At 64.8% G+C, this 21,179-nt stretch carries 13 protein-coding genes and 2 pseudogenes; 12 read left to right on the forward strand and 3 right to left on the reverse strand.

What is annotated here, in order from left to right; genetic code table 11:
• Nucleotides 1-74 precede the first annotated feature (74 nt).
• From ACTGJ9_RS04090 to ACTGJ9_RS04105, 4 genes and pseudogenes are all read left to right on the forward strand, one after another.
• A complete protein-coding gene (locus tag ACTGJ9_RS04090) occupies nt 75-728 on the forward strand; it encodes an ABC transporter ATP-binding protein (protein ID WP_456676030.1) in 654 nt (217 codons plus the stop codon).
• Nucleotides 725-3,184, forward strand: a pseudogene (locus ACTGJ9_RS04095) (ABC transporter permease). The gene ACTGJ9_RS04090 and the pseudogene ACTGJ9_RS04095 overlap by 4 nt, the downstream one beginning before the upstream one ends.
• A pseudogene (locus ACTGJ9_RS04100) lies at nt 3,174-4,255 on the forward strand (lipocalin-like domain-containing protein). Before ACTGJ9_RS04095 ends, ACTGJ9_RS04100 begins: the two co-directional pseudogenes overlap by 11 nt.
• 26 nt (nt 4,256-4,281) lie before the next feature.
• On the forward strand, nt 4,282-4,668 hold the full coding sequence (locus ACTGJ9_RS04105; protein WP_456676031.1) for an MAPEG family protein: 387 nt from the start codon (nt 4,282-4,284) through the stop codon (nt 4,666-4,668).
• A gap of 56 nt (nt 4,669-4,724) precedes the next feature.
• Here the strand turns inward: ACTGJ9_RS04105 and ACTGJ9_RS04110 are convergent, their stop codons facing one another.
• The 3 genes from ACTGJ9_RS04110 to ACTGJ9_RS04120 form a co-directional block, all read right to left on the reverse strand.
• Nucleotides 4,725-5,915, reverse strand: a complete 1,191-nt coding sequence (locus ACTGJ9_RS04110; protein WP_456676032.1) for an ABC transporter substrate-binding protein — start codon at nt 5,913-5,915, stop codon at nt 4,725-4,727.
• A gap of 258 nt (nt 5,916-6,173) precedes the next feature.
• Nucleotides 6,174-9,338 (reverse strand): efflux RND transporter permease subunit, encoded by a 3,165-nt coding sequence (locus tag ACTGJ9_RS04115; RefSeq protein WP_456676033.1) that lies wholly within the window; start codon nt 9,336-9,338, stop codon nt 6,174-6,176.
• On the reverse strand, nt 9,335-10,552 hold the full coding sequence (locus tag ACTGJ9_RS04120; RefSeq protein WP_456676034.1) for an efflux RND transporter periplasmic adaptor subunit: 1,218 nt from the start codon (nt 10,550-10,552) through the stop codon (nt 9,335-9,337). Before ACTGJ9_RS04120 ends, ACTGJ9_RS04115 begins: the two co-directional genes overlap by 4 nt.
• A 328-nt stretch (nt 10,553-10,880) precedes the next feature.
• Here ACTGJ9_RS04120 and ACTGJ9_RS04125 point away from each other — a divergent pair, with 328 nt between their 5' ends.
• The 8 genes from ACTGJ9_RS04125 to ACTGJ9_RS04160 all read left to right on the forward strand — a co-directional run bounded on the left by ACTGJ9_RS04125 (nt 10,881) and on the right by ACTGJ9_RS04160 (nt 21,053).
• Complete coding sequence (locus ACTGJ9_RS04125; protein ID WP_456676035.1) at nt 10,881-12,035, forward strand: iron-containing alcohol dehydrogenase; 1,155 nt, start codon at nt 10,881-10,883, stop codon at nt 12,033-12,035.
• A gap of 19 nt (nt 12,036-12,054) precedes the next feature.
• Complete coding sequence (locus ACTGJ9_RS04130) at nt 12,055-13,605, forward strand: AMP-binding protein (protein ID WP_456676036.1); 1,551 nt, start codon at nt 12,055-12,057, stop codon at nt 13,603-13,605.
• Between the two features lie 409 nt (nt 13,606-14,014).
• Nucleotides 14,015-15,613: an ABC transporter substrate-binding protein gene (locus tag ACTGJ9_RS04135; RefSeq protein WP_456676037.1), complete on the forward strand. Its 1,599-nt coding sequence runs from the start codon at nt 14,015-14,017 to the stop codon at nt 15,611-15,613.
• 29 nt (nt 15,614-15,642) lie between these two features.
• Nucleotides 15,643-16,590: an ABC transporter permease gene (locus tag ACTGJ9_RS04140; RefSeq protein ID WP_456676038.1), complete on the forward strand. Its 948-nt coding sequence runs from the start codon at nt 15,643-15,645 to the stop codon at nt 16,588-16,590.
• Between the two features lie 9 nt (nt 16,591-16,599).
• A complete protein-coding gene (locus ACTGJ9_RS04145) occupies nt 16,600-17,493 on the forward strand; it encodes an ABC transporter permease (RefSeq protein ID WP_456676039.1) in 894 nt (297 codons plus the stop codon).
• The gene (locus ACTGJ9_RS04150; RefSeq protein ID WP_456676040.1) at nt 17,493-18,500 is read left to right on the forward strand and encodes an ABC transporter ATP-binding protein; all 1,008 of its coding nucleotides are present in this window, start codon (nt 17,493-17,495) and stop codon (nt 18,498-18,500) included. The genes ACTGJ9_RS04145 and ACTGJ9_RS04150 overlap by 1 nt, the downstream gene beginning before the upstream one ends.
• Nucleotides 18,497-19,483: an ABC transporter ATP-binding protein gene (locus ACTGJ9_RS04155; protein WP_456676041.1), complete on the forward strand. Its 987-nt coding sequence runs from the start codon at nt 18,497-18,499 to the stop codon at nt 19,481-19,483. Before ACTGJ9_RS04150 ends, ACTGJ9_RS04155 begins: the two co-directional genes overlap by 4 nt.
• 316 nt (nt 19,484-19,799) lie before the next feature.
• The gene (locus ACTGJ9_RS04160) at nt 19,800-21,053 is read left to right on the forward strand and encodes an IS110 family RNA-guided transposase (protein ID WP_456676042.1); all 1,254 of its coding nucleotides are present in this window, start codon (nt 19,800-19,802) and stop codon (nt 21,051-21,053) included.
• The last annotated feature ends 126 nt before the right edge of the window (nt 21,054-21,179 follow it).

A 21,179-nucleotide genomic window follows, 5' to 3' on the forward strand; every position in this document is an offset into this window, starting at 1 on the left:
GGCAACGCAACCCCGGCATTTCCACGGCAAGTGTGCTACGCAGCATTGAATTAATTCCGTCCGGCGCATTGACCTTGCTGAGCATCCGAAACCTCGCCAAAACCTTCTCCTCGGCCGCCGAGCCGGTCCATGTGCTGCGCGGCGTCGATCTCGACCTGACGGCCGGTGAGCGCGTCGCGCTGACCGGCGAATCCGGCAGCGGCAAGAGCACGCTGCTGCACCTGATCGCCGGGTTGGATGTCGCCGATGGCGGCTCGATCCGGCTGGAGGACACCGACGTCACTGAGCTCTCCGATGCCGGCCGCGCCGCGTTGCGCCGAGACCGGATCGGTCTGGTTTTTCAGCAGTTCAACCTGATCCCGAGCCTGTCGGTCGCCGATAACCTCGCCTTCCAGGCGCGCATCGCCGGTCGGCATGATCCGGCCTGGACCAGTGAGCTGACCGAACGGCTCGGGCTCGGCACCCTGCTCAAGCGCTATCCAGAGCAATTATCGGGCGGTCAGCAGCAGCGGGTCGCGATCGGACGGGCGCTGGCGACAAAACCATCGCTGCTGCTCGCGGATGAGCCGACGGGCAATCTGGACGAAGCCACCGCCGACGACGTGCTGGCGCTGACGCGCGACCTCGTTGCGCGCACCGGCTGCGGCTTCCTGATGGTGACGCACAGCCTGCATCTGGCCGGCACGCTCGACCGCCACATCGTCCTGCATGCGGGGCGGATCGCATGAGGCGCGCGCTGTGGGTGCTCGCGGTGCTGCTCAGCCATTGGCGCCGGCACAGGATGCAGTTTGCGACGCTTCTGATCGGGCTGATCGCGGCGACCGCGCTGTGGAGCGGCGTGCAGGCAATCAATCAGCAGGCCCGCAGCGCCTATGACCGCGCGGCGGCGACGTTTGGCGGCGTGCGTACGGCGATGCTGGTCGCGCCCAATGCGGCGACCTTTCCGCAAGTCCTGTTCATAAAGCTCCGGCGCTCGGGCTGGCCGGTTTCGCCGGTGCTGGAAGGCCGGGTCCAGATCAATGGACGCTCGATGCGGCTGCTCGGCATCGAGCCGGTGACGCTGCCGGCTGACGTCGGCAACGCGCCGCGCCTCGGGGCGGCCGATCTCGGCGCTTTTGTTGCCGCACCCGGCCAGACGCTGGTCGCGCAGGAGACGCTGAACGATCTGCACGAACGAGACGGTGCGACCCGCGATCAGCAGCGGCGCAAAACTGCCGCCCTTGCACGTGCAGCCGCAGCTCGTGCCCGACGTGCTGGTGGTCGATATCGGCGTGGCGCAGCATCTGCTGAACAAGCCGGACCAGCTCTCGCGCCTGCTGATCGGCAAGGCGAAGGGCAAGCCTGCGCCACTGCAAAGCGTCGTCGGCGACCAGTTGCAGCGGGTCGAGCCGAATGCCGAGACCGAGCTGGAACGGCTGACCGACAGCTTCCATCTCAACCTCACCGCCTTCGGCCTGCTGTCGTTCTTCGTCGGCCTCTTCATCGTCAATTCGGCCGTCGGCCTCGCCTTCGAGCAGCGGCTGCCGATGCTGCGGACGCTGCGGGCCTGCGGCGCCTCGGCACGACTGGTCAACAGCGTGCTGCTGGTCGAGCTCGTGGCGCTGGCGCTGGTCGCAGGCCTGATCGGGCTCGTCTGCGGTTATGTCATCGCGGCCGCGCTGCTGCCCGATGTGGCGGCGTCGCTGCGCGGGCTCTATGGCGCGCAAATTCCGGGGCAGCTCACCTTGAGGCCTGAATGGTGGCTCGCCGGGATCGGCATCAGCGTCGCCGGCGCGATCGTCGCGGCCGCGACCAGCCTGATCAAGGCGGTCAGGATGCCGGTGCTGGCCACCGCGCAGCCGCACGCCTGGCAGCAGCGGCAGCGTCGCTGGCTGATCCTGCAAAGTCTTGCTGCCTGCGCCGTATTCGCGGTCGCGCTGCTGCTGCTTGCTACGGACGATCGTTGATCGCCGGCTTCGGCCTGCTGGCCGCGCTGATGCTCGGCGCAGCCTTGATCCTGCCGGCCTTCCTCGAACTCCTGCTGCTCGCGGGCCAGCGTTTTGCGCGCGGGCCGTTGGCGCTGTGGTTCTGGGCGGACAGCCGGCAGCAGCTCTCCGGATTGTCGTTGGCGCTGATGGCGCTGCTGCTCGCACTCGCCGTCAATGTCGGGGTGTCCACCATGGTGGAGACGTTCAGCCGCACTTTCGTGGGCTGGCTCGACGGGCGGCTTGCCGCCGATGTCTACATCAGCGCCCCCGACAATGCGCAAGGCACGGCGATCCGCAACTGGCTGAAGGACCGCAGCGAAGTTCAGGCGATCCTGCCGGGTGGGCGCGCGGAGACGCAGGTGCAGGGCCAGCCGGTGGAACTGCTCGGCCTGCCCGATCACGCGCTCTATCGCGAGCGCTGGCCGCTGCTGGAAACCGCGCCGCGCGCCTGGACCCAGCTTGTGCCGGGCAATGCCGCCTTCATCAGCGAGCAGCTGAGCCGCCGCCTCAACGTCCGCGTCGGCGATGTCATCGAAGTGCCGGCGCCGGGCGGGACCTGGGAGCTCGACATCGTCGGCATCTATGCCGATTACGGCAACCCCAGGGGGCAGCTCGCGGTGAACGTCGCGGCGCTGATCCGGCAATTTCCGCAAACGCCGCAGACGCGGATCGGGCTCATCGTGCCGCGGGACAAGATTCCCGGCTTGATCGCAGCCCTGCAGAAGCAGTTCGCGCTCGACGACCGCGCCGTGGCCGACCAGGCGACCGTGAAGGCCGAATCGATCCGTATCTTCAATCGCACCTTTGCGGTGACGTCAGCGCTGAATGCCTTCACGCTCGGCGTCGCCGGTATCGCGCTGCTGACCAGCCTGCTGACGCTGGCGAACTCGCGCCTGCCGCAGCTTGCGCCGCTCTGGGCGATCGGCATCACGCGGCCGCGCCTCGCCGCGTTCGAGCTGACCAAGACGCTGTCGGTCGCACTGTTCACGTCGCTCTTGGCCGTACCGCTCGGGCTCCTGGCGGCGTGGTGCCTGATCGCGATCGTCAACGTGAAGGCGTTCGGCTGGCGGTTACCGTTCCATGTCTTTCCGCTGCAACTGGTCGAGCTAGTTGCGGTCGCGCTGATCGCCTCGCTGCTGGCCGCGCTGCTGCCTGTGTTGCGGCTGGCGCGGATGCAGCCGGCGAGCCTCGTCAAGGTGTTTGCCAATGAGCGCTGATAAACTCTCGCGGCGCACCCTTGTCGGCGGCATCGCCGCGCTCGCGCTTGCACGCCGCGCACATGCGCAAGGCTACGCCGGACTCGGCGAGAGCGCCGACGGCTTCGCGAAAGTCACGCCTGGAAAGGTGTTCACGTTTCCCGCCGATCACGGACCGCATCCGGAATTTCGCATCGAGTGGTGGTATCTGACGGCGATCTGGTCGACAGCAATGGCGCTACGTGCGGGCTGCAATGGACGCTGTTTCGCCAGGCCGCGCGGCCGGGGCCGCAAAGCGAAGGCTGGGCCAATCAGCAGATCTGGATGGCGCATGCCGCGGTGACGAGGGCCGACACCCACCGCTTCAACGAGCTGTTTTCGCGCGGCGGCATCGGCCAGGCCGGGGTCGAACCAAAACCATTCGCCGCGTGGATCGACGATTGGGAGATGAAAGGATCCGAGCGCACCGACGATCGTACTCTGGCGCCGGTGACGCTGAAGGCGTCCGGAACGGATTTCAGCTACGCGCTCACGCTTGAAGCGGATCGTTCGGTCGTCTTGCAGGGCGACGGCGGCTATAGCCGCAAGTCCGAACGTGGGCAGGCATCCTATTATTACAGCCAGCCGTTCTACCGTGCGCGCGGCACGCTCACCATCGACGACAAGTCGGTCGACGTCTCCGGCCAAGCCTGGATGGATCGGGAATGGAGCAGCCAGCCGCTCGACGCCGACCAGACCGGCTGGGACTGGCTGTCGCTGCATCTTTCCTCCGGCGACAAGCTGATGCTGTACCGGCTGCGCCAGAAGGACGGCAAGGACTATCCGTTCGGCAATTGGATCGGCGCCGACGGCCGCACCCAGATGATTGCGGGTGACGACATCCAGATGACTCCGAAAGCGACGGCAGAGGTGGCCGGCCGCAAGCTGCCGGTGGAATGGCAGATCGCGATCCCGTCGCGGTCGTTCTCGATTTCCTGCAAGCCGCTCAATCCCCGGGCGTGGATGGGGACCGGCTTTTCCTACTGGGAGGGACCGATCAGCTTTGCCGGATCGCATGATGGCGTTGGCTATCTCGAGCTGACCGGCTATTGAGCTGCATCTGACCGCCGGAGGCTTCGATGTACCATCTGACCGCACTCGTCACGCTGCTCGCCATCCTGTTTTTCTTCTTCACTTGCATCAACGTCTCGCGGTCGCGCACCAAGACCGGCGTCAAGGTGCCGGCGATGTCGGGCCATCCGGATTTCGAGCGCGCCTTCCGCATCCAGATGAACACGCTGGAATGGATGCCGATCTTCCTGCCGTCGCTCTGGCTGTTCGCGATCTATATCAGCGACGCGATCGCGGCCGGCATCGGCGCGGTCTGGATCATCGGCCGCATCGTCTATTTCATCGGCTATTCGCAGGCCGCCGCCAAGCGCGGCCCGGGCTTTGCGATCCAGGCCTTCGCCGCCATCGCGTTGTGGGCGGGGACCCTGGGCGCGGTGGTGCTAAGGTTGGTGTGAGGCGACTGCGCCGCCGCATTCAGTGTCGTCCTGGCGGAAAGCCAGGACGACAAAAATCACTTCGTCAGCGGACAGCCGCTTTCCTTGGCGGTGAAGAACGCCTTGTCGCCGGGGACTGTCGCGAGTTCCTTGTAGTAATCCCACGGCTTCTTCGACTCGGACGGCTTCTTGACCTCGAACAGATACATGTCGTGGACCATGCGGCCGTTCTCGAGCACCTTGCCCTTGGCGAAGGCATCATCGACCGGCAACTCCTTCAGCTTCCTGGCGACGGCTTCAGTGTCCTTGGTGCCGGCGGCCTTCACCGCCTTCAGATAACTCAGCGTCGCCGAATAGGTGCCGGCGTGGATCATGCTCGGCATCCTCCCGGTACGTTTGAAGAAGCGCTCGGAGAACGCACGGGTCGTGTCGTCATGGTCCCAGTAAAAACCTTCGGTCAGCACCAGGCCCTGCGCCGCCTGCAAGCCGAGACCGTGCACCTCGGCGAGCGTCATCAGCAGCCCGGCGAGCTTCTGGCCGCCCTGGACGATACCGAATTCGGCCGCCTGCTTGATCGAGTTGGTGGTGTCCTGGCCGGCATTGGCGAGGCCGACGATCTTTGCCTTCGAGCTCTGTGCCTGCAGCAGGAAGGAGGAGAAGTCGGACGAGTTGAGGGGCACGCGGACCGAGCCCAGCACCTTGCCGCCATTGGCGGCGACGATCTCGCTGGTGTCCTTTTCCAGCGCGTAGCCAAAGGCGTAGTCCGCGGTGAGGAAGAACCAGCTGTCGCCGCCGGCCTTGGTCAGCGCGCCGCCGGTGCCGACTGCGAGCGCGTGGGTGTCGAACGCCCAGTGGAAGCCATAGGGCGAGCACGCAGAACCGGTGATGCTCGACGTGGCCGCGCCGACCACGATGTCGATCTTCTTCTTTTCTTTTGACAGATCCTGCACGGCGAGCGCCACCGACGACGTCGTCAGCTCGGTGATCATGTCGACATTGTCAGCGTCATACCAGCGCCGCGCGATCGACGTCGCCAGATCCGGCTTGTTCTGGTGATCGGCGGTGATCATCTCGATCTTCTGGCCCAGCACCTCGCCGCCAAAATCCTCGATCGCCATCTTGGCGGCTTCGACCGAGTATTTTCCGCCGTAGTCGGCATAGACACCGGACTGATCGTTGAGGATGCCGATCTTGACGCCTTGCGCGGAGGCCGGCGCGCCCAGCAGCAGAGCCGAGGTTGCGACAGCGGCCAAAAGTGCTGATTTCATCTGTTAACTCCCAGCAGTGTTCTGTTTTGAAATCGCGCGGAGTGTAGTGAAGAACGACGCGCGTGCCCATTGATTTTGCGTAGGCCGTTAGTATGGGCAGCTGCGCGCCAAACACACGATGTCGTCCCGGCGAAGGCCGGGACCCATAGCCACACGATTGGGTTTGGCGAAGATCAGTAATGACCAGCTAGCCCCAAAACTACTCCCTGGGGTTATGGGTCCCGGCCTCCGCCGGGACGACACTGAGATTGAGGACGCTTATGAAGCCGCCACCTCCTTCGGCTTCCCGTCATTCCGCCCCTCCGCCAGGTTCCGCACCACCACATAGAAGATCGGGGTGAACACCAGGCCGAACAGCGTGACGCCGATCATGCCGAAGAACACGGCGACGCCGACGGCCTGGCGCATCTCCGAGCCTGAACCGGACGAGATCACCAACGGGAGCACGCCGAGGATGAACGCGAACGACGTCATCAGGATCGGCCGCAGTCGCAACCGGCAGGCTTCGATCACGGCGTCCAGCCGCGGCTTGCCTTCGTTCTCGATGTCGCGCGCGAACTCGACGATCAGGATCGCGTTTTTCGCCGCCAATCCCACCAGCACGACGAAACCGATCTGGGTGAGGATGTTGACGTCCTGGCCCATGATGCGCACGCCGATCGTGGCGGCCAACAGGCACATCGGCACGATCAGGATCACCGCGAACGGCAGCGTCCAGCTGCCATATTGCGCGGCGAGCACGAGATAGACGAACAGCACGCAGATCGGGAACACGTAGAGGCCGGCATTGCCGCCGGTGACCTGCTGATAGGACAAATCCGTCCATTCGAAGCTGAAGCCGCTCGGCAAGGTGTCGTCGGCGAGCTTCTTGATGGTGTTGAGCGCGGTGGTCGAGCTGGTGCCCGGCGCCGGCTCGCCCTGCAGCTCGGACGCCGCATAGAGATTGTAGCGCGCGACGCGATCGGGACCCGAGACATCCCTGAAGTCGACCACGCTGCCGAGCATCACCATGTCGCCGGAGGCATTTCGCGTGCGCAGGCGCGCGAGATCGGCGGGTTCCTTGCGGAACGGGAAATCAGCCTGCGCGGTGACGTGATAGGTGCGGCCGAACAGGTTGAAGTCGTTGACATAGGTCGATCCGAAATAGGTCTGGATCGTGTCATTGATGTTGGCGATGGGCACGCCGAGCTTCTGCGCCTTGGTGCGGTCGATGTCGACGAACAGCTGTGGCGTGTTGGCCGAGAACGGCGAGAACACCGAAGTGAGGTTCGGCGATTTGCGGGCGGCGGCAACGAGCTCGTCGGTCGCCGCTGCCAGCAGCTCGGGGCCGCGGCCCTGGCGGTCCTGGATGCGGATGGTGAAGCCGCCGCCCGTGCCGATGCCGGGCACGGCCGGCGGCGGAATGACGATGATGAAAGCGCCCTGGATCGCGGCGAGCCGCTTGCGCAACTCGGCCGTGATGGCGTTCGCCGTCAGTCCTTTCTTGATCCGTGCCTCAGGCTCGTCGAACACCGGAAACAAGGCGGCCGCATTGCCGGCCTGCGTGCGCGTCGCGCCGGAGAAACCGGCGAAAGCCGCAACGCGGATGATGCCTGGCGTATCCAACGAGATCCGCTCGATCTCGCGCACCACTTCGGTGGTGCGTGCAAGCGACGCCGCGCCCGGCAATTGCACGGAAATGATGACGTAGCCGCGGTCCTGCGCGGGGATGAAGCCCTGCGAGGTGGTCCCGATCAACCATCCTGCGCTGCCGATCAAAACGACATAGATCAGGATCATCACCGCCGAATGCCGGATCACGAAATTGGCGACACCGGCGTAGCCATGTGCCAACCGATCGAACACGCGGTTGAAGGCGCCGGTGAAGGCGTTCCAGCCGCGCGCGATCAGATTCCAGGCGGCCGGAGGCCGCTTCTCCTCATGGGGTGTCAGGATCTGCGAGGCCAGCGCAGGCGACAGCGTCAGCGAGCAGAAGCAGGAGATCGCGGTTGCGACCGCGATGGTCACGGCGAATTGCTGGAAGAACTGCCCGGATATGCCGCCAAGGAACGCCGTTGGCACAAACACTGCGCAGAGCACGAGCGCAATCGAGACAAGCGCGCCGCCCACCTCCTCCATCGTCTTCAGCGCGGCATCGCGCCGGCTCAGACCGTGCTCAAGATGACGTTCGACATTCTCGACCACGACGATGGCGTCGTCGACGACGATGCCGACGGCGAGCACGAGCCCGAACAGCGTGAGATTGTTGATGGAGAAGCCGAGCGCCGCCATCACCGCGAAGGTGCCGACCAGCGACACGGGAATCGCGATGATCGGAATGATCGCCGGCCGCCAGCCCTGCAGAAACACCAGCACGACGACGACCACGAGCAGCATGGCCTCATAGATGGTCTTGATCAGCTCGTGGACGGACTGCGCGATGAACTCGGTCGGATTGTAGCCGATGTTGTAGTCGAGCCCCTTCGGAAAGCTCTCCTTGAGCTTCGTCATGGCGTCGGAGATGTTCTTGGCCGTCGCGAGCGCGTTGGATCCCGGCCGCTGCGTCACCAGCATGGCGACCGCGGATTTGCGCAGCAGGAAGCTGTTGGTGGAATAGGCCAGCGCGCCGAGCTCGATGCGGGCGACGTCGCGCAGCCGCACCGTGCGGCCATCGGAGCCGGCCTTGATCAGGATATCCTCGAACTGCTTCTGGTCTTTCAGCCGTCCCGTGAAAACGAGGTTCGGCTGAAAGGCGCGGTCGGCGATCGGCGGCTCGGCGATCTGGCCGCCCGCGATCTGCACGTTCTGCGCACGGATCGCGGCCAGCACCTCGGTCGAGGTGAGGCCGAGATTGGCGATGCGGTCAGGGTCGAGCCACAGCCGCATCGAATAGTCGCGCGCGCCAAAGATCTGGATGTCGCCGACACCGTCGATGCGCAGCAGCTGATCGCGGACCTGGAGCAGCGCGTAGTTGGAGATGTAGAGCTGGTCGAACGTGTCGTCGGGCGACAGCATGAACACGACCATCAAAATGTCAGGCGAGTTCTTGCGGGTGACGACGCCGTTGCGCTGCACCTCGTCCGGCAGCTGCGGCTGCGCAATCGCGACGCGGTTCTGGACCAGCACCTGCGCCTTGTCGAGATCGGCACCCAGCTTGAAGGTCACGGTGATGGTGAGCTGGCCGTTCGAGGTCGCCTGGCTGTAGAGATACAGCATGTCCTCGACGCCGTTGATCTGCTGCTCGATCGGAGCGGCAACCGTGTCGGACACGGTTTGCGCCGAGGCGCCCGGATATTGCGTGGTGACGACAACGGTCGGCGGCACCACTTGCGGATATTCGGAGATCGGCAGCGTCGAATAGGCGAGCGTACCGACGATCAGGAGCACGATCGACAGCACCATCGCCAGGATGGGCTGGTTGATGGAGAGACGGCCAAGATTCATGACTTGTCACCAGCCTTGGCACCGGCCGGCGCTTGCGCGGCAGACGGCGTGACCTTGGCGCCGACGCGGGCGCGCTGGATGCCATTGACGATGACGCGGTCCTCCGCGTTCAGCCCTTCGCGGATCACGCGCAGGCCGTCTTCGAGCGGCCCCAGCACCACGGGGCGCGCCTCGACGGTGTCGTCGGGCTTCACCACGAACACGATCTTGCGCGACTGGTCGGTCGCGACCGCAACGTCAGGGACAAGCAGCGCCTCGTAAGGCGCGCTGCCGATCAGGCGGACGCGGCCGAACTGGCCGGGCAGGATCGACAGATCGGTGTTCTTGACAACGGCGCGGCTGCGCAACGTGCCTGTGGAGACATCGAGGCGGTTGTCGAGGAAGTTGATGGCGCCGTCGTGCGACGGTTTTGTCTCACCGGCCAACGTCACCTGCACCGGGTTCGCGGTGTCGCGCGAGCTCGGGCGCTTACCCTCGAACCAGAGCTTGCTGTATTTGATGAAGGTCGTCTCATCCATGTCGAAATAGATATAGATCGGGTCGAGCGAGACGATCGAGGTCAGCAGTGTCGATGTGCCGGTATCGCTGCCCTGTACGAGATTGCCGGGGCTGACGAGATGGCGGCCGACGCGGCCGGTGAGCGGCGCGGTCACATGAGTGAATTCGATGTTGAGCCGGGCGGCCTTCAACGCGCCCTCGGCCTGGGTCTCGGCGGCGTGCGCGGCCTGCAGGGCCTGGCGGCGCTGGTCGACGACCTGCTCGGACACCGCGCTGGTCTGCACCAGGTTCAGGCCGCGATCGAGTTCGCGCTTGGCGAGCTCCACCTTCGCGCGGGCGTCGGAGAGCTGGCCGTCCGCCTGCTCGGCCACCGCTTCGAACGGGCGTGGATCGATGACGTAGAGCAGGTCGCCCTGATGCACGATCGCGCCGTCCTGGAACTCGACGGAGTTGACGAAGCCGCCGACGCGGGGGCGCACCTGCACCTCCTCGACCGCCTCGAACCGGCCGGTGTACTCGTCCCAATCGGTGACGGTGCGCTTGACCGGCTGGGCAACCGTCACTGGCGGAGGCGGAGGCGCGGCCGCTTGCGAGGTCGGTTGTCCGCAACCGCTGAGCGCGAACGCGGCTGCGAGAAGACCGGCTATGGCATAAGGCCGGAGCTGGACGAAATCGCGCGTTTTGACAAATTGCTCGCTTCCGTCCGGTCCAGCCATCCCAGGTCCTCGCATCAAAGCCGCAGAAAATGTAGGGTACTCGTTCACCCGCGGGCGTCACAAGATGGGTGGCGATGATGAACTCTTCAAGACCAAAGCGCGGGCAATGCCCGGCACGGTGTCCTGGCCGGATGACGGGTTGACAGCGACCGCGAGGGATGCGCGCGTCAGTTGGTCAGCGTTAGTTCGCGGTGGCGGAGCGGCATTCACCACCCTGCCCCTCCAGGGGAGGCTAAAAAAGCGCCAGTGTCTTCGCACATGACGGGCGTGGCGGGCTCGGCTAGATTGGCCTTTACAAAACAAGACGAATTGTCCGGGGAGGACAGGCGTGCATCAGGGACGTGTCGTTTACGGCGCGATCGAGGAGGTCGTGTTCGGTCATCCGGCGGCTGAGGCCATCGTCGCGCAGATGGACCGGCTGGGGACCCGCCGCGCTTTCCTGATGGTCTCGGGCACGCTGAACCGCCAGACCGACGAGATCGCAAAAATCGTCCAGGCACTCGGCACGCGCTGCGCCGGGCTGTTCGATGCCATGCCGGCGCACACGCCGCGCGAGGCCGTGATCGCGGCCGCCAATGCGGCACGCGAGGCCGGCGCTGACCTGATCGTCACCGTGGGCGGCGGCTCGATCACCGACGGCGCCAAGGCGGTGCAGCTTTGTCTCGCCAATGGCATCGACGATATCGGCGGCATCGAGCGCATTCGCGTGCACAAGGGCGTCGCTCCCGAAATGACCGCGCCGACAGTACGACAAATCAGCGTGCCGACCACGATTGCCGGCGGCGAGTTCTCGTCAATCGCGGGCGTCACCGACCGCAGCACGCATGTGAAGCAGATGCTGCGGCATCCGCTCACGGTGCCCCGCGCGACCATCCTCGATCCCGCCATCACCGTGCACACGCCGGAATGGCTGTTTCTCTCGACCGGCGTCCGCGCCATCGATCACTGCGTCGAGGCGATCTGCTCGCGCGAGACCCATCCTTATGCCGACGCGCAATCGGTGAAGGGCCTCGCCATGCTCGCCGATGCGCTGCCGCGGGTGAAGGCCGACGCGAGCGACCTCGACGCGCGGATGGATGCGCAGATCGGCACCTGGCTGTCGATGGGCGCGCTCGCCGCCGGCGTACCGATGGGGGCGAGCCATGGCATCGGTTATGTGCTGGGCGCTGCCTTCGACGTGCCGCACGGCTACACCTCCTGCGTCATGCTGCCGGCGGTGCTACGCTGGAACGCGCGCGACAATGCCGAGCGCCAGATGATCGTCGCCGCCGCGATGGGCTTCCCCGGCCACAACGCCGCCGACGTGCTCGATGCCTTCATCCGATCGCTCGGCATGCCGCGCCGCCTCGCCGATGTTCGTGTGTTGCCCGAGCATTTCGACGCCATTGCCGAACAGGCAATGCGCACGAACTGGATCCCGCGCAATCCGCGCAAGATCGAGAGCCCTGCGCAGGTGCGCGAAATCCTGCTTCTCGCCGCATGATTTTCAAGCCGGAGGACTGATGTATCCAGGTCAGCATGCCCGTCTACGCCCGCTGCAACCCGCCTTCATCATGGCGGCGACGGGCGAGGCCGTCACCTATCGCGAACTCGATGCACGCAGCAACCGGCTGGCGCATCTGTTTCGCAAGCAGGGCTTGAGGCGGCTCGATCACTACTCCATCTTCATGGAGAACAATTCCCGCTATCTCGAAGCCTGCGGCGCCGGCGAGCGGTCGGGGCTTTACTACACCTGTATCAATTCATTTCTCACGCCGGGCGAACTGGCCTATCTCCTCGTCAACAGCCAATCGAAAATCCTCATCACGTCCGTTGCAAAGCTCGACATCGCGCGGGAGGCGATCCAGGCTTGCCCCGACATCAAGCTCTGCATCGTCGCCGATGGCCCCGGCGAGAGTGACCGCATCGTTGGGCTGGCCGATGTCACCGCAGACCTCCCGAACACACCGATTCCGGACGAGTGGCTCGGCACCTCCATGCTCTATTCGTCGGGTACGACAGGTCGTCCCAAGGGCATTATTCGTCCGCTGCCGGAGGAGCCGCCGAAGCACAATCTGCCGCTGTTCGACTTCCTCACCAAACTTTGGCACTACCGCGAGGGCATGGTCTATCTGTCGCCGGCGCCGCTTTATCACTCAGCGCCGCAGGCCGCCGTGAACCTCACGATCCGCATGGGCGGCACGGCGATCATCATGGAGACGTTCGATCCGGAGCGTTACCTCCAGCTCGTGCAGCAATGGGGCATCACCCACAGCCAGCTGGTGCCGACGATGTTTTCACGGATGCTGAAGCTGCCGGAAGAGGTCCGCAGCCGCTACGATTTGTCATCGCTGGAGATCGCGATTCATGCCGCCGCGCCCTGCCCGGCGCTGGTGAAGGACGACATCATCAAATGGTGGGGGCCGATCATCCACGAATATTATGGCGCGACCGAAGGCCTCGGCTTCACCGCCTGCAACAGCGAGGAATGGCTCAGCCATCGCGGCACTGTCGGCAAGGTGCTGCTGGGCGACCTCCACATTCTCGACGAGAACATGAAGCCGTGCCCGACCGGCACGCCCGGCCAGGTCTGGTTCAAGACGGGATCGCCGTTCGAGTATTTCAACGACCCCGAGAAGACCAGGGAGGCGCGCTCGGCCGACGGCAGCATGAGCACGGTCGGCGACGTCGGCTATGTCGACGAGGAGCGCTTCCTCTATCTCACCGACCGGGCCACCTTCATGATCATCTCCGGCGGCGTGAACATCTATCCGCAGGAATGCGAGAATCTGCTGATCACCCATCCGAAGGTCGCCGATGCCGCGGTGTTCGGCGTGCCCAATGCGGATCTCGGCGAGGAGGTGAAGGCGGTGGTGCAGCCGATGCCGGGCGTGATGCCGGGCGAGGCGCTCGCCGAGGAGCTGATCGCCTTCTGCGCGGCGTCGCTGTCGCGGCAGAAGGTGCCGCGGTCGGTCGATTTCGAGAAGGAATTGCCGCGCCTGCCGACGGGAAAACTTTACAAGCGGCTGCTGCGGGACCGGTACTGGGGCAACAAGACGTCGCGGATTGTGTGAGGAGTTCTGCCGCCTGGTGTGCGCAAGCAAGCGCTACAAACTCCGCTGTCGTGCCGGGGCGCGACGAGGTCGCGAGCCCGGGATCCATAACCACAGGGCGTCGTCGTAACGCGAGCAGGTCACTCCAAATCTTCGCCAAACATTTCCCTGTGGGTCCCGGATCTGCGCTTCGCTTGTCCGGGACGACAGCGGTGATTGGCGATCCATCTCCGCATCATATCCGGCCAAGAAGCACTCCTTCGCACCCGCACTCTCACATTGTGAGAGAAGACCCCTGCGGCCTTGCGTCATCCGAATTGTCGAGAGGGCAAGCGCGCTTGCGGGTTGCTTCACCTCGCGCGCGTCGGCTATCGTCCGGTCAAACAGGCCACAAATGGCCGAAAAGACCAATGTCCATGGAGGACCGAGGATGCGGAGCGTGTGGGCGCTCGCCGCGACGGCGGCGCTATCTTTGCTGGCGTTTTCGACCACGAGCTTCGCCGGGGCGCCCAAGCAGGGCGGAATCCTGCGGATGTATCACCGCGACAGCCCGGGCAACGCCTCGATCCATGAAGGCGCCACCTACTCGGTGAATGTTCCGTTCATGCCGGTGTTCAACAACCTCGTCATCTACAAGCAGGACGAGCCCCAGAACACGATGGAGAACATCGTCCCGGAACTCGCGGAGAGCTGGGCCTGGGTCAACGACAACAAAACGCTGACCTTCAAGCTGCGTCAGGGCGTCAAATGGCACGATGGCAAGCCGTTCACCTCTGCGGACGTCAAATGCACCTTCGACATGCTGATGGGCAAGTCGCAGCAGAAGTTCCGGCAGAACCCGCGCAAATCCTGGTACGAGCAGGTCAACGACATCTCGACCAACGGCGACTTCGAGGTCTCCTTCAATTTGAAACGGCCACAGCCCTCGCTGCTGGCGCTGCTGGCCTCCGGCTACACGCCGGTCTATCCCTGCCACGTCTCGCCCGGCGACATGCGCACGCATCCGATCGGCACCGGCCCGTTCAAATTCGTCGAGTTCAAGGCCAACGAATCGATCAAGCTGACGCGAAACACGGATTATTGGCGCAAGGGCCGGCCCTATCTCGACGGCATCGAGTTCACCATCATTCCGAACCGCTCGACGGCGATCCTCGCCTTCGTCGCCGGCAAGTTCGACATGACCTTCCCGACCGAAGTCAGCATCCCGCTGCTGAAGGACGTAAAGTCGCAGGCGCCGAACGCGGTCTGCGAGGTCGAGCCGAATAACGTCTCGACCAACATCATCGTCAATTCGTCCGCGCCGCCGTTCGACAACATCGATATCCGCAAAGCGATGGCGCTGTCGCTGGACCGCAAGGCGTTCATCTCGATCCTGTTCGAGGGCCAGGGCGATGTCGGCGGCACCATGCTGCCGCCGCCCAACGGCCTGTGGGGCATGCCGAAGGAGATGCTGGAGACCATTCCCGGCTATGGTCCCGACATCAACGCCAACCGCGAGGAGGCCAGGAAGCTGATGCAGAAGGCCGGTTACGGGCCGGACAAGCATCTTGCGGTCAAGGTCTCGACCCGCAACATCCCGGTCTATCGCGATCCCGCGGTGATCCTGATCGACCAGCTCAAGAGCATCTATATCGACGGCGAGCTCGACGTGGTCGAGACCGCGAACTGGTTCCCGAAGATCGCGCGCAAGGACTACATGCTCGGCCTCAATCTGACCGGCAACGCCGTCGACGATCCCGACCAGTCCTTCTACGAGAACTATTCGTGCGGCTCCGAGCGCAACTACACCAATTACTGCAACAAGGAGATCGAGAAGCTGTTCGACGTGCAGTCGCAGGAGACCGACATCGCCAAGCGCAAGAAGCTGGTGTGGGACATCGACAAGAAGTTGCAGGAGGACGTCGCCCGCCCGATCATCTTCCATGCGCGCACCGGCACCTGCTGGCAGCCCTATGTCAAGGGTGTGACTGTGATGACCAACAGCTCCTATAATGGGTACCGTTACGAAGACGTTTGGATGGACAAGTAGCGCGCTTACGGCTCGACGGAGGGCGCGAAATGTTTGCCTATCTGGTGCGGCGCTTGCTGCTGATGCTCGTGACCCTGTTCGGGATCTCGATCGTCATCTTCTTCCTGTTGCGCATCGTGCCCGGCAACATCGTCGACATCCTGTTCGCAGCCGCCGGCTATGTCGATCCCGCCGACAAGGCCAATCTGGAGAAGGAGCTCGGCATCGACCAGCCGATGATCCTGCAATATTGGCACTGGATCAGCGGCTTTCTGCGCGGCGATTTCGGCTACTCCTATGTCTCGGAGAAGCCGGCGCTTCAGGAGATCCTGCCGCGGATTCCGATCACGGCGCGGCTCGCCGGGCTCGCGCTGCTGTTCTCGGCCTCGATCGGCATTCCGCTCGGCGTCATCAGCGCAGTCAAGCAGGGCACGCGGCTCGACTACGCGCTGCGCGTCGTGAGCCTGAGCGGATTGTCGCTGCCCTCGTTCTGGCTCGGCCTGCTGATCCTCACCGCGTCGGTGGCGATATTCGGCCAGATCCCGATCTTCAATCCCAATCCGGCCACGTGGCTCGAGGCCTTCGCCACCTATGCCGTGCCCGCCGCTGCCGTCGGCTTCCGCAGCGCCGCGCTGACCATGCGCATCACGCGCTCGTCCATGCTTGAAGTGCTGCGGCAGGATTATATCCGCACCGCCCGTGCCAAAGGCGCCTCAAACGCCGCCGTGAATTATCACCATGCGCTGAAGAACGCGATTCTGCCCGTCATCACCGTGATCGGCATCGAGGCGGCGTTTTTGATCGGCGGCCTGATCGTCACGGAGACGGTGTTCAACATTCCGGGAGTCGCCCGCTTCCTGGTCGAGGCGATCCGCTGGCGGGATTATCCGATCGTGCAGAACCTCGTGATGCTGATTGCCGTCGTGGTGGTGAGCGCGAATTTCATCGTCGACATGCTCTACGCCGTGTTCGATCCACGTATCCGATACATGGATTAGGAGACCAGCTTGGCCGCGATCGACTTTGAGGTTGAACTGAGGCGGGCCGGCGCGCATGCCACCGTTGGCTGGCGGCGTGTGCTGTTTCTGGCGCAGCGGCACGTGCTGGGCGCGGCCGGGCTCGTCATCATGATCGTGTTTGTGTTCACCGCGATCTTTGCGGACTTCATCGCGCGCTACGATCCGCTGAGCGTCGATTCCGCCCACGCCCTGATGCACCCGAGTCTCGCCCACTGGATGGGCACGGATTCGTTCGGCCGCGACGTGTTCAGCCGCATCATTCATGGCGCGCGGATTTCGCTCGCGGTCGGGATCGGCTCGACCGCGCTCGGCGGCACGATCGGCGTGATCGTCGGTCTGACGTCCGGCTATCTCTCCGGCTGGGTCGATCTCGTGTTCCAGCGCGTCTCCGACATTTTGCAAGCGCTGCCGCTGCTGGTTTTGGCCCTGATCATGACGGCGGCACTCGGCCCATCCCTGCCGAATGTCATCCTCGCCATTGCCATTCCGCTGATCCCGACCGTCTCACGCGTCACCCGCGCCAACACGCTGGCGCTGCGCGAGCAGCCGTTCGTGGAGGCGGCGAAATCGATCGGCATGAGCGAGGTCCGTATCGCGCTTCGCCACGTGCTGCCGAACACGCTGGCACCCCTGATCGTGCTCGCGACCGCCCAGCTCGGCTCGACCATTTTGACCGAAGCCTCGCTTTCCTTCCTTGGTCTCGGCATTCCCGAGCCTTATCCGTCATGGGGCCGCATGCTGTCGGAATCCGCCGCCGAATATGTCCGTACCGCGCCCTGGCTGGTGATCTTCCCGGGCATTGCGATCAGCCTCGCCGTGTTCGGCGCCAATTTGTTCGGCGACGCCCTGCGCGACATCCTCGATCCCCGGCAGCGCGGCTGATGGCTGGCACCTCCGATCTCGTGCTCGACGTGAAGAACCTGAAGACGGTGTTCTTCACCAACTCCGGCCTGTTCAAGGCGGTCGACGACGTCTCCTTCACCGTGAGCCGTGGCGAGACGCTCGCGATCGTCGGCGAATCCGGCTGCGGCAAGAGCGTCACCGCGCTCTCCCTGATGCGGCTGGTGCCCGATCCGCCGGGCCGCATCGTGGGTGGCACCGTCAGGCTCGAAGGCACCGATCTGCTGACGCTGAGCGAAGCCGAGATGCGCAAGATCCGGGGCAATCGCATCTCCATGATCTTCCAGGAGCCGATGACCTCGCTCAATCCGGTGATGCGGATCGGTGACCAGATCGTCGAGGCCGTGCGGCTGCACCGGAACTTATCGTCGAGGGAAGCCCAAACCATCGCGGTCGAGATGCTGCGGCTGGTGCGCATCCCCGAGCCGGCGCGGCGCGCGCGCGAATATCCGCACCAGCTCTCCGGCGGCATGCGCCAGCGCGCGATGATCGCAATGGCGCTGGCGTGCCGGCCGGCGTTGCTGATCGCGGACGAGCCGACGACGGCACTCGACGTCACCATCCAGGCGCAGATTTTGGCGCTGATGCTCGACCTCCAGAAGGAGCTCGGCACCGGCCTCGTGCTGATCACGCATGACCTCGGCGTCGTCGCGCAGACCGCGCAGCGCGTGATCGTGATGTATGCGGGCCGGAAGGTTGAGGAAGCCAGCGTCGAAGCGCTGTTCGCCGCGCCGAAGCATCCCTACACGCGCGGACTGATGGCCTCGATCCCGGCGGTGCCGGCCTCGGGTGTCGCCGCGCAGGAGCGGCTGAACGAAATTCCCGGCACTGTACCGTCGCTGGTGCGGCTGCCGAAGGGCTGCGCTTTCGCGCCGCGCTGCAAGCTTGCCGTCAAGCGCTGCGAGGCCGAATATCCGTCGCTGACCGATTGGGGCGGCGGCCATCTCGCGGCTTGCTGGCGCGCGGCTGACGTGGCGGAGGTGGCATGAGTGACGCACTGCTCGAAGTCACCGATCTCAAGAAGCACTATCCGGTGCGCGCCGGCGTGCTGCGCCGGCAGGTCGGCACCGTACACTCGGTGGACGGCATCTCGTTTTCGCTTCATGCCGGCGAGACGCTGGGCCTCGTCGGCGAATCCGGCTGCGGCAAGTCAACCGTGGCGCGCAGCGTGCTGCGGCTGGTCGAACCGACGTCGGGCCAGATCCGTCTCGACGGCGAGGAGATCACGCATCTGTCCAAGACGGCGCTGCGCCGGCATCGCCGTTCGATGCAGATCGTGTTCCAGGACCCGTTCGCCTCGCTCAACCCGCGCATGACCGCGGCCGATATCGTCGGCGAGCCGCTCGCGGTGCACGGTCTCGCGACCGGCAAGGCGCTGGAGGCGCGCGTCGCAAGGCTGTTCGAGCAGGTGGGACTGCGGCCCGACCAGATGCGCAATTTCCCGCATCAATTCTCCGGTGGCCAGCGCCAGCGCATCTGCATCGCCCGCGCCCTGGCGCTGGAGCCGCGCCTGATCGTCTGCGATGAGCCCGTCTCCGCGCTCGACGTCTCGATCCAGGCGCAGGTGATCAACCTGCTGATCGACCTGCAACGCCAGCACGGCTTCTCCTATCTCTTCATCGCGCACGACCTCGCCGTGGTCGCCCATATCAGCCACCGCGTCGCCGTGATGTATCTCGGCCGCATCGTCGAGATCGCCGGCAAGGACGAGCTATTCCGCAATCCGCGCCATCCCTATACGCAGGCTCTGCTCGCCTCCGTGCCGATCGCCAATCCGCTGGCGAAAAAGCTGGCGCCGCTGGTCGACGGCGACGTGCCGAGCCCGGTCAATCCGCCGCCCGGCTGCGCGTTTCACACGCGCTGCCGGTTTGCGGTGGAGCGGTGCAAGACGGAGCGGCCGGTGCTGATGGATGCAGCCGACGGGCATCAGGTGGCGTGCTTGCTGAACGAGGGGACGGGGCGGCCGGGATAGGTGTCGTAGGGTGGGCAAAGCGAAGCGTGCCCACCATTCCAATTGCAATCAATGAAAGATGGTGGGCACGGCGCTCTGCGCCTTTGCCCACCTGTACCCTTTGGGGTTCGCAGCCAGTCTAACGGTGTAGACTGGGAGTGCGGGCCGATCCGCCGGGAGCAGCCTTGCCCACCTGTGTCTTGAACACCGACGTAGGAGCCGCGCCCCGGCAGAGCGGCCGCGGTCGATATCCAGTAGGAGGTTTGCGCCGAGAGCGCCAGTACAGGGATTGATCGAGATCGCGGTGGCCCGCTTTTGAGAGCAAGGAGGTCCCAAAATGATCGAAGATGCACACTGGTTCGCCGGGATCGATTGGGCAACGCAGAGCCATAGCGTTTGCCTGCTGGATGCCGAAGGAAGACAGGTTGCTCGGCGCGAGTTCGCCCATGACGGCGCTGGGCTGACGGAGCTGCGTGACTGGCTGCTTGAGAAGACCAAGGCCGCACCGGGACAGATCGCCGTGGCGATCGAGATGCCGCACGGCCCGGTGGTGGAGATGTTGCTCGAACACGGGTTTGCGGTGTTTGCCATCAATCCCAAGCAGCTCGACCGCTTCCGTGATCGTTTCACGGCAGCTGGTGCCAAGGACGACCGCCGCGATGCCCATGTGCTCGCAGGCTCGCTGCGCACGGATCGCGCGGCCTTCCGCCGGCTTGTGGTTGATGATCCCACGATGATCGAGTTGCGTGAGTGGTCGCGCTTGGCCGACGAACTGCAGCAGGAGCGCACGCGTCTCGCCAACCGTCTTCGCCAGCAGTTGTGGCGCTATTATCCCCAAGCCACCAAGTTGACCGACGATGTCGCCGACGAATGGTTCCTGGCCCTTTGGCAGAAGGTGCCGACCCCGGACAGGGCGGCCAAGGCCAGCGAGAAGGCCATCGCGCGCATCCTGAGTGCATATCGTATCCGCCGTTTCGATGCGGCGGCGGCGCTCAAGATCTTGCGTGAGACCCCGCTGTTCGTGGCGTCGGGCACGACCGAGGCCGCCTGCGCCCACATCCGCAGCCTGGCGGCGCGCCTGCATCTGGTCAATCGGCAGATCAAGGAGGCTCATCAGAGCCTGGACCGTCTCTGTGCCGAGCTCGAAGCAGAGGAGAGCGCCTCGGGGCAGAGCCCGGCGCAGTGCGACGTGACGATCCTACGCTCCTGGCCAGGTATCGGCAGGATCAATCTCGCCACACTGCTCGCCGAGGCCGCAGAGCCCCTGCGCAGACGAGATTACCATGCTCTGCGCGCTTTGGCAGGAGCTGCCCCGGTGACGCGGCAAAGCGGCAAGCAGCGCTTCGTGGTCCGTCGCCTCGCCTGCAACAGGCGGCTGCAGAGCGCGGTCCATCACTGGTCTCGTGTCGCCATGCAACACGATGCGGCCACCCGGAAACGGTATGATGCCTTGCGGGCGCGGGGACATGGCCACGCGCGCGCCCTGCGCAGCGTCGGGGATCGTTTGCTCTTTGCCCTCTGCACGACACTCAGGCGGCAGACCCCTTACGATGCGGACTACAACAGCGAAAACATCACCGCGACAGCGTAATCTCATTCCTTTGTTCGGCCGGGCGCGGACCATTCCTTCGTCCCGACCTGACGATCGCCAAGCGTCGCGCGCAGACGATGTCCAGGATGCCGAAGGCACCGGCAAAGCCGGCGCGCAGCGTCCTGG

It is taken from the genome of Bradyrhizobium sp. RDM12, assembly GCF_051917485.1.
In the GTDB taxonomy this organism is placed as follows: domain Bacteria; phylum Pseudomonadota; class Alphaproteobacteria; order Rhizobiales; family Xanthobacteraceae; genus Bradyrhizobium.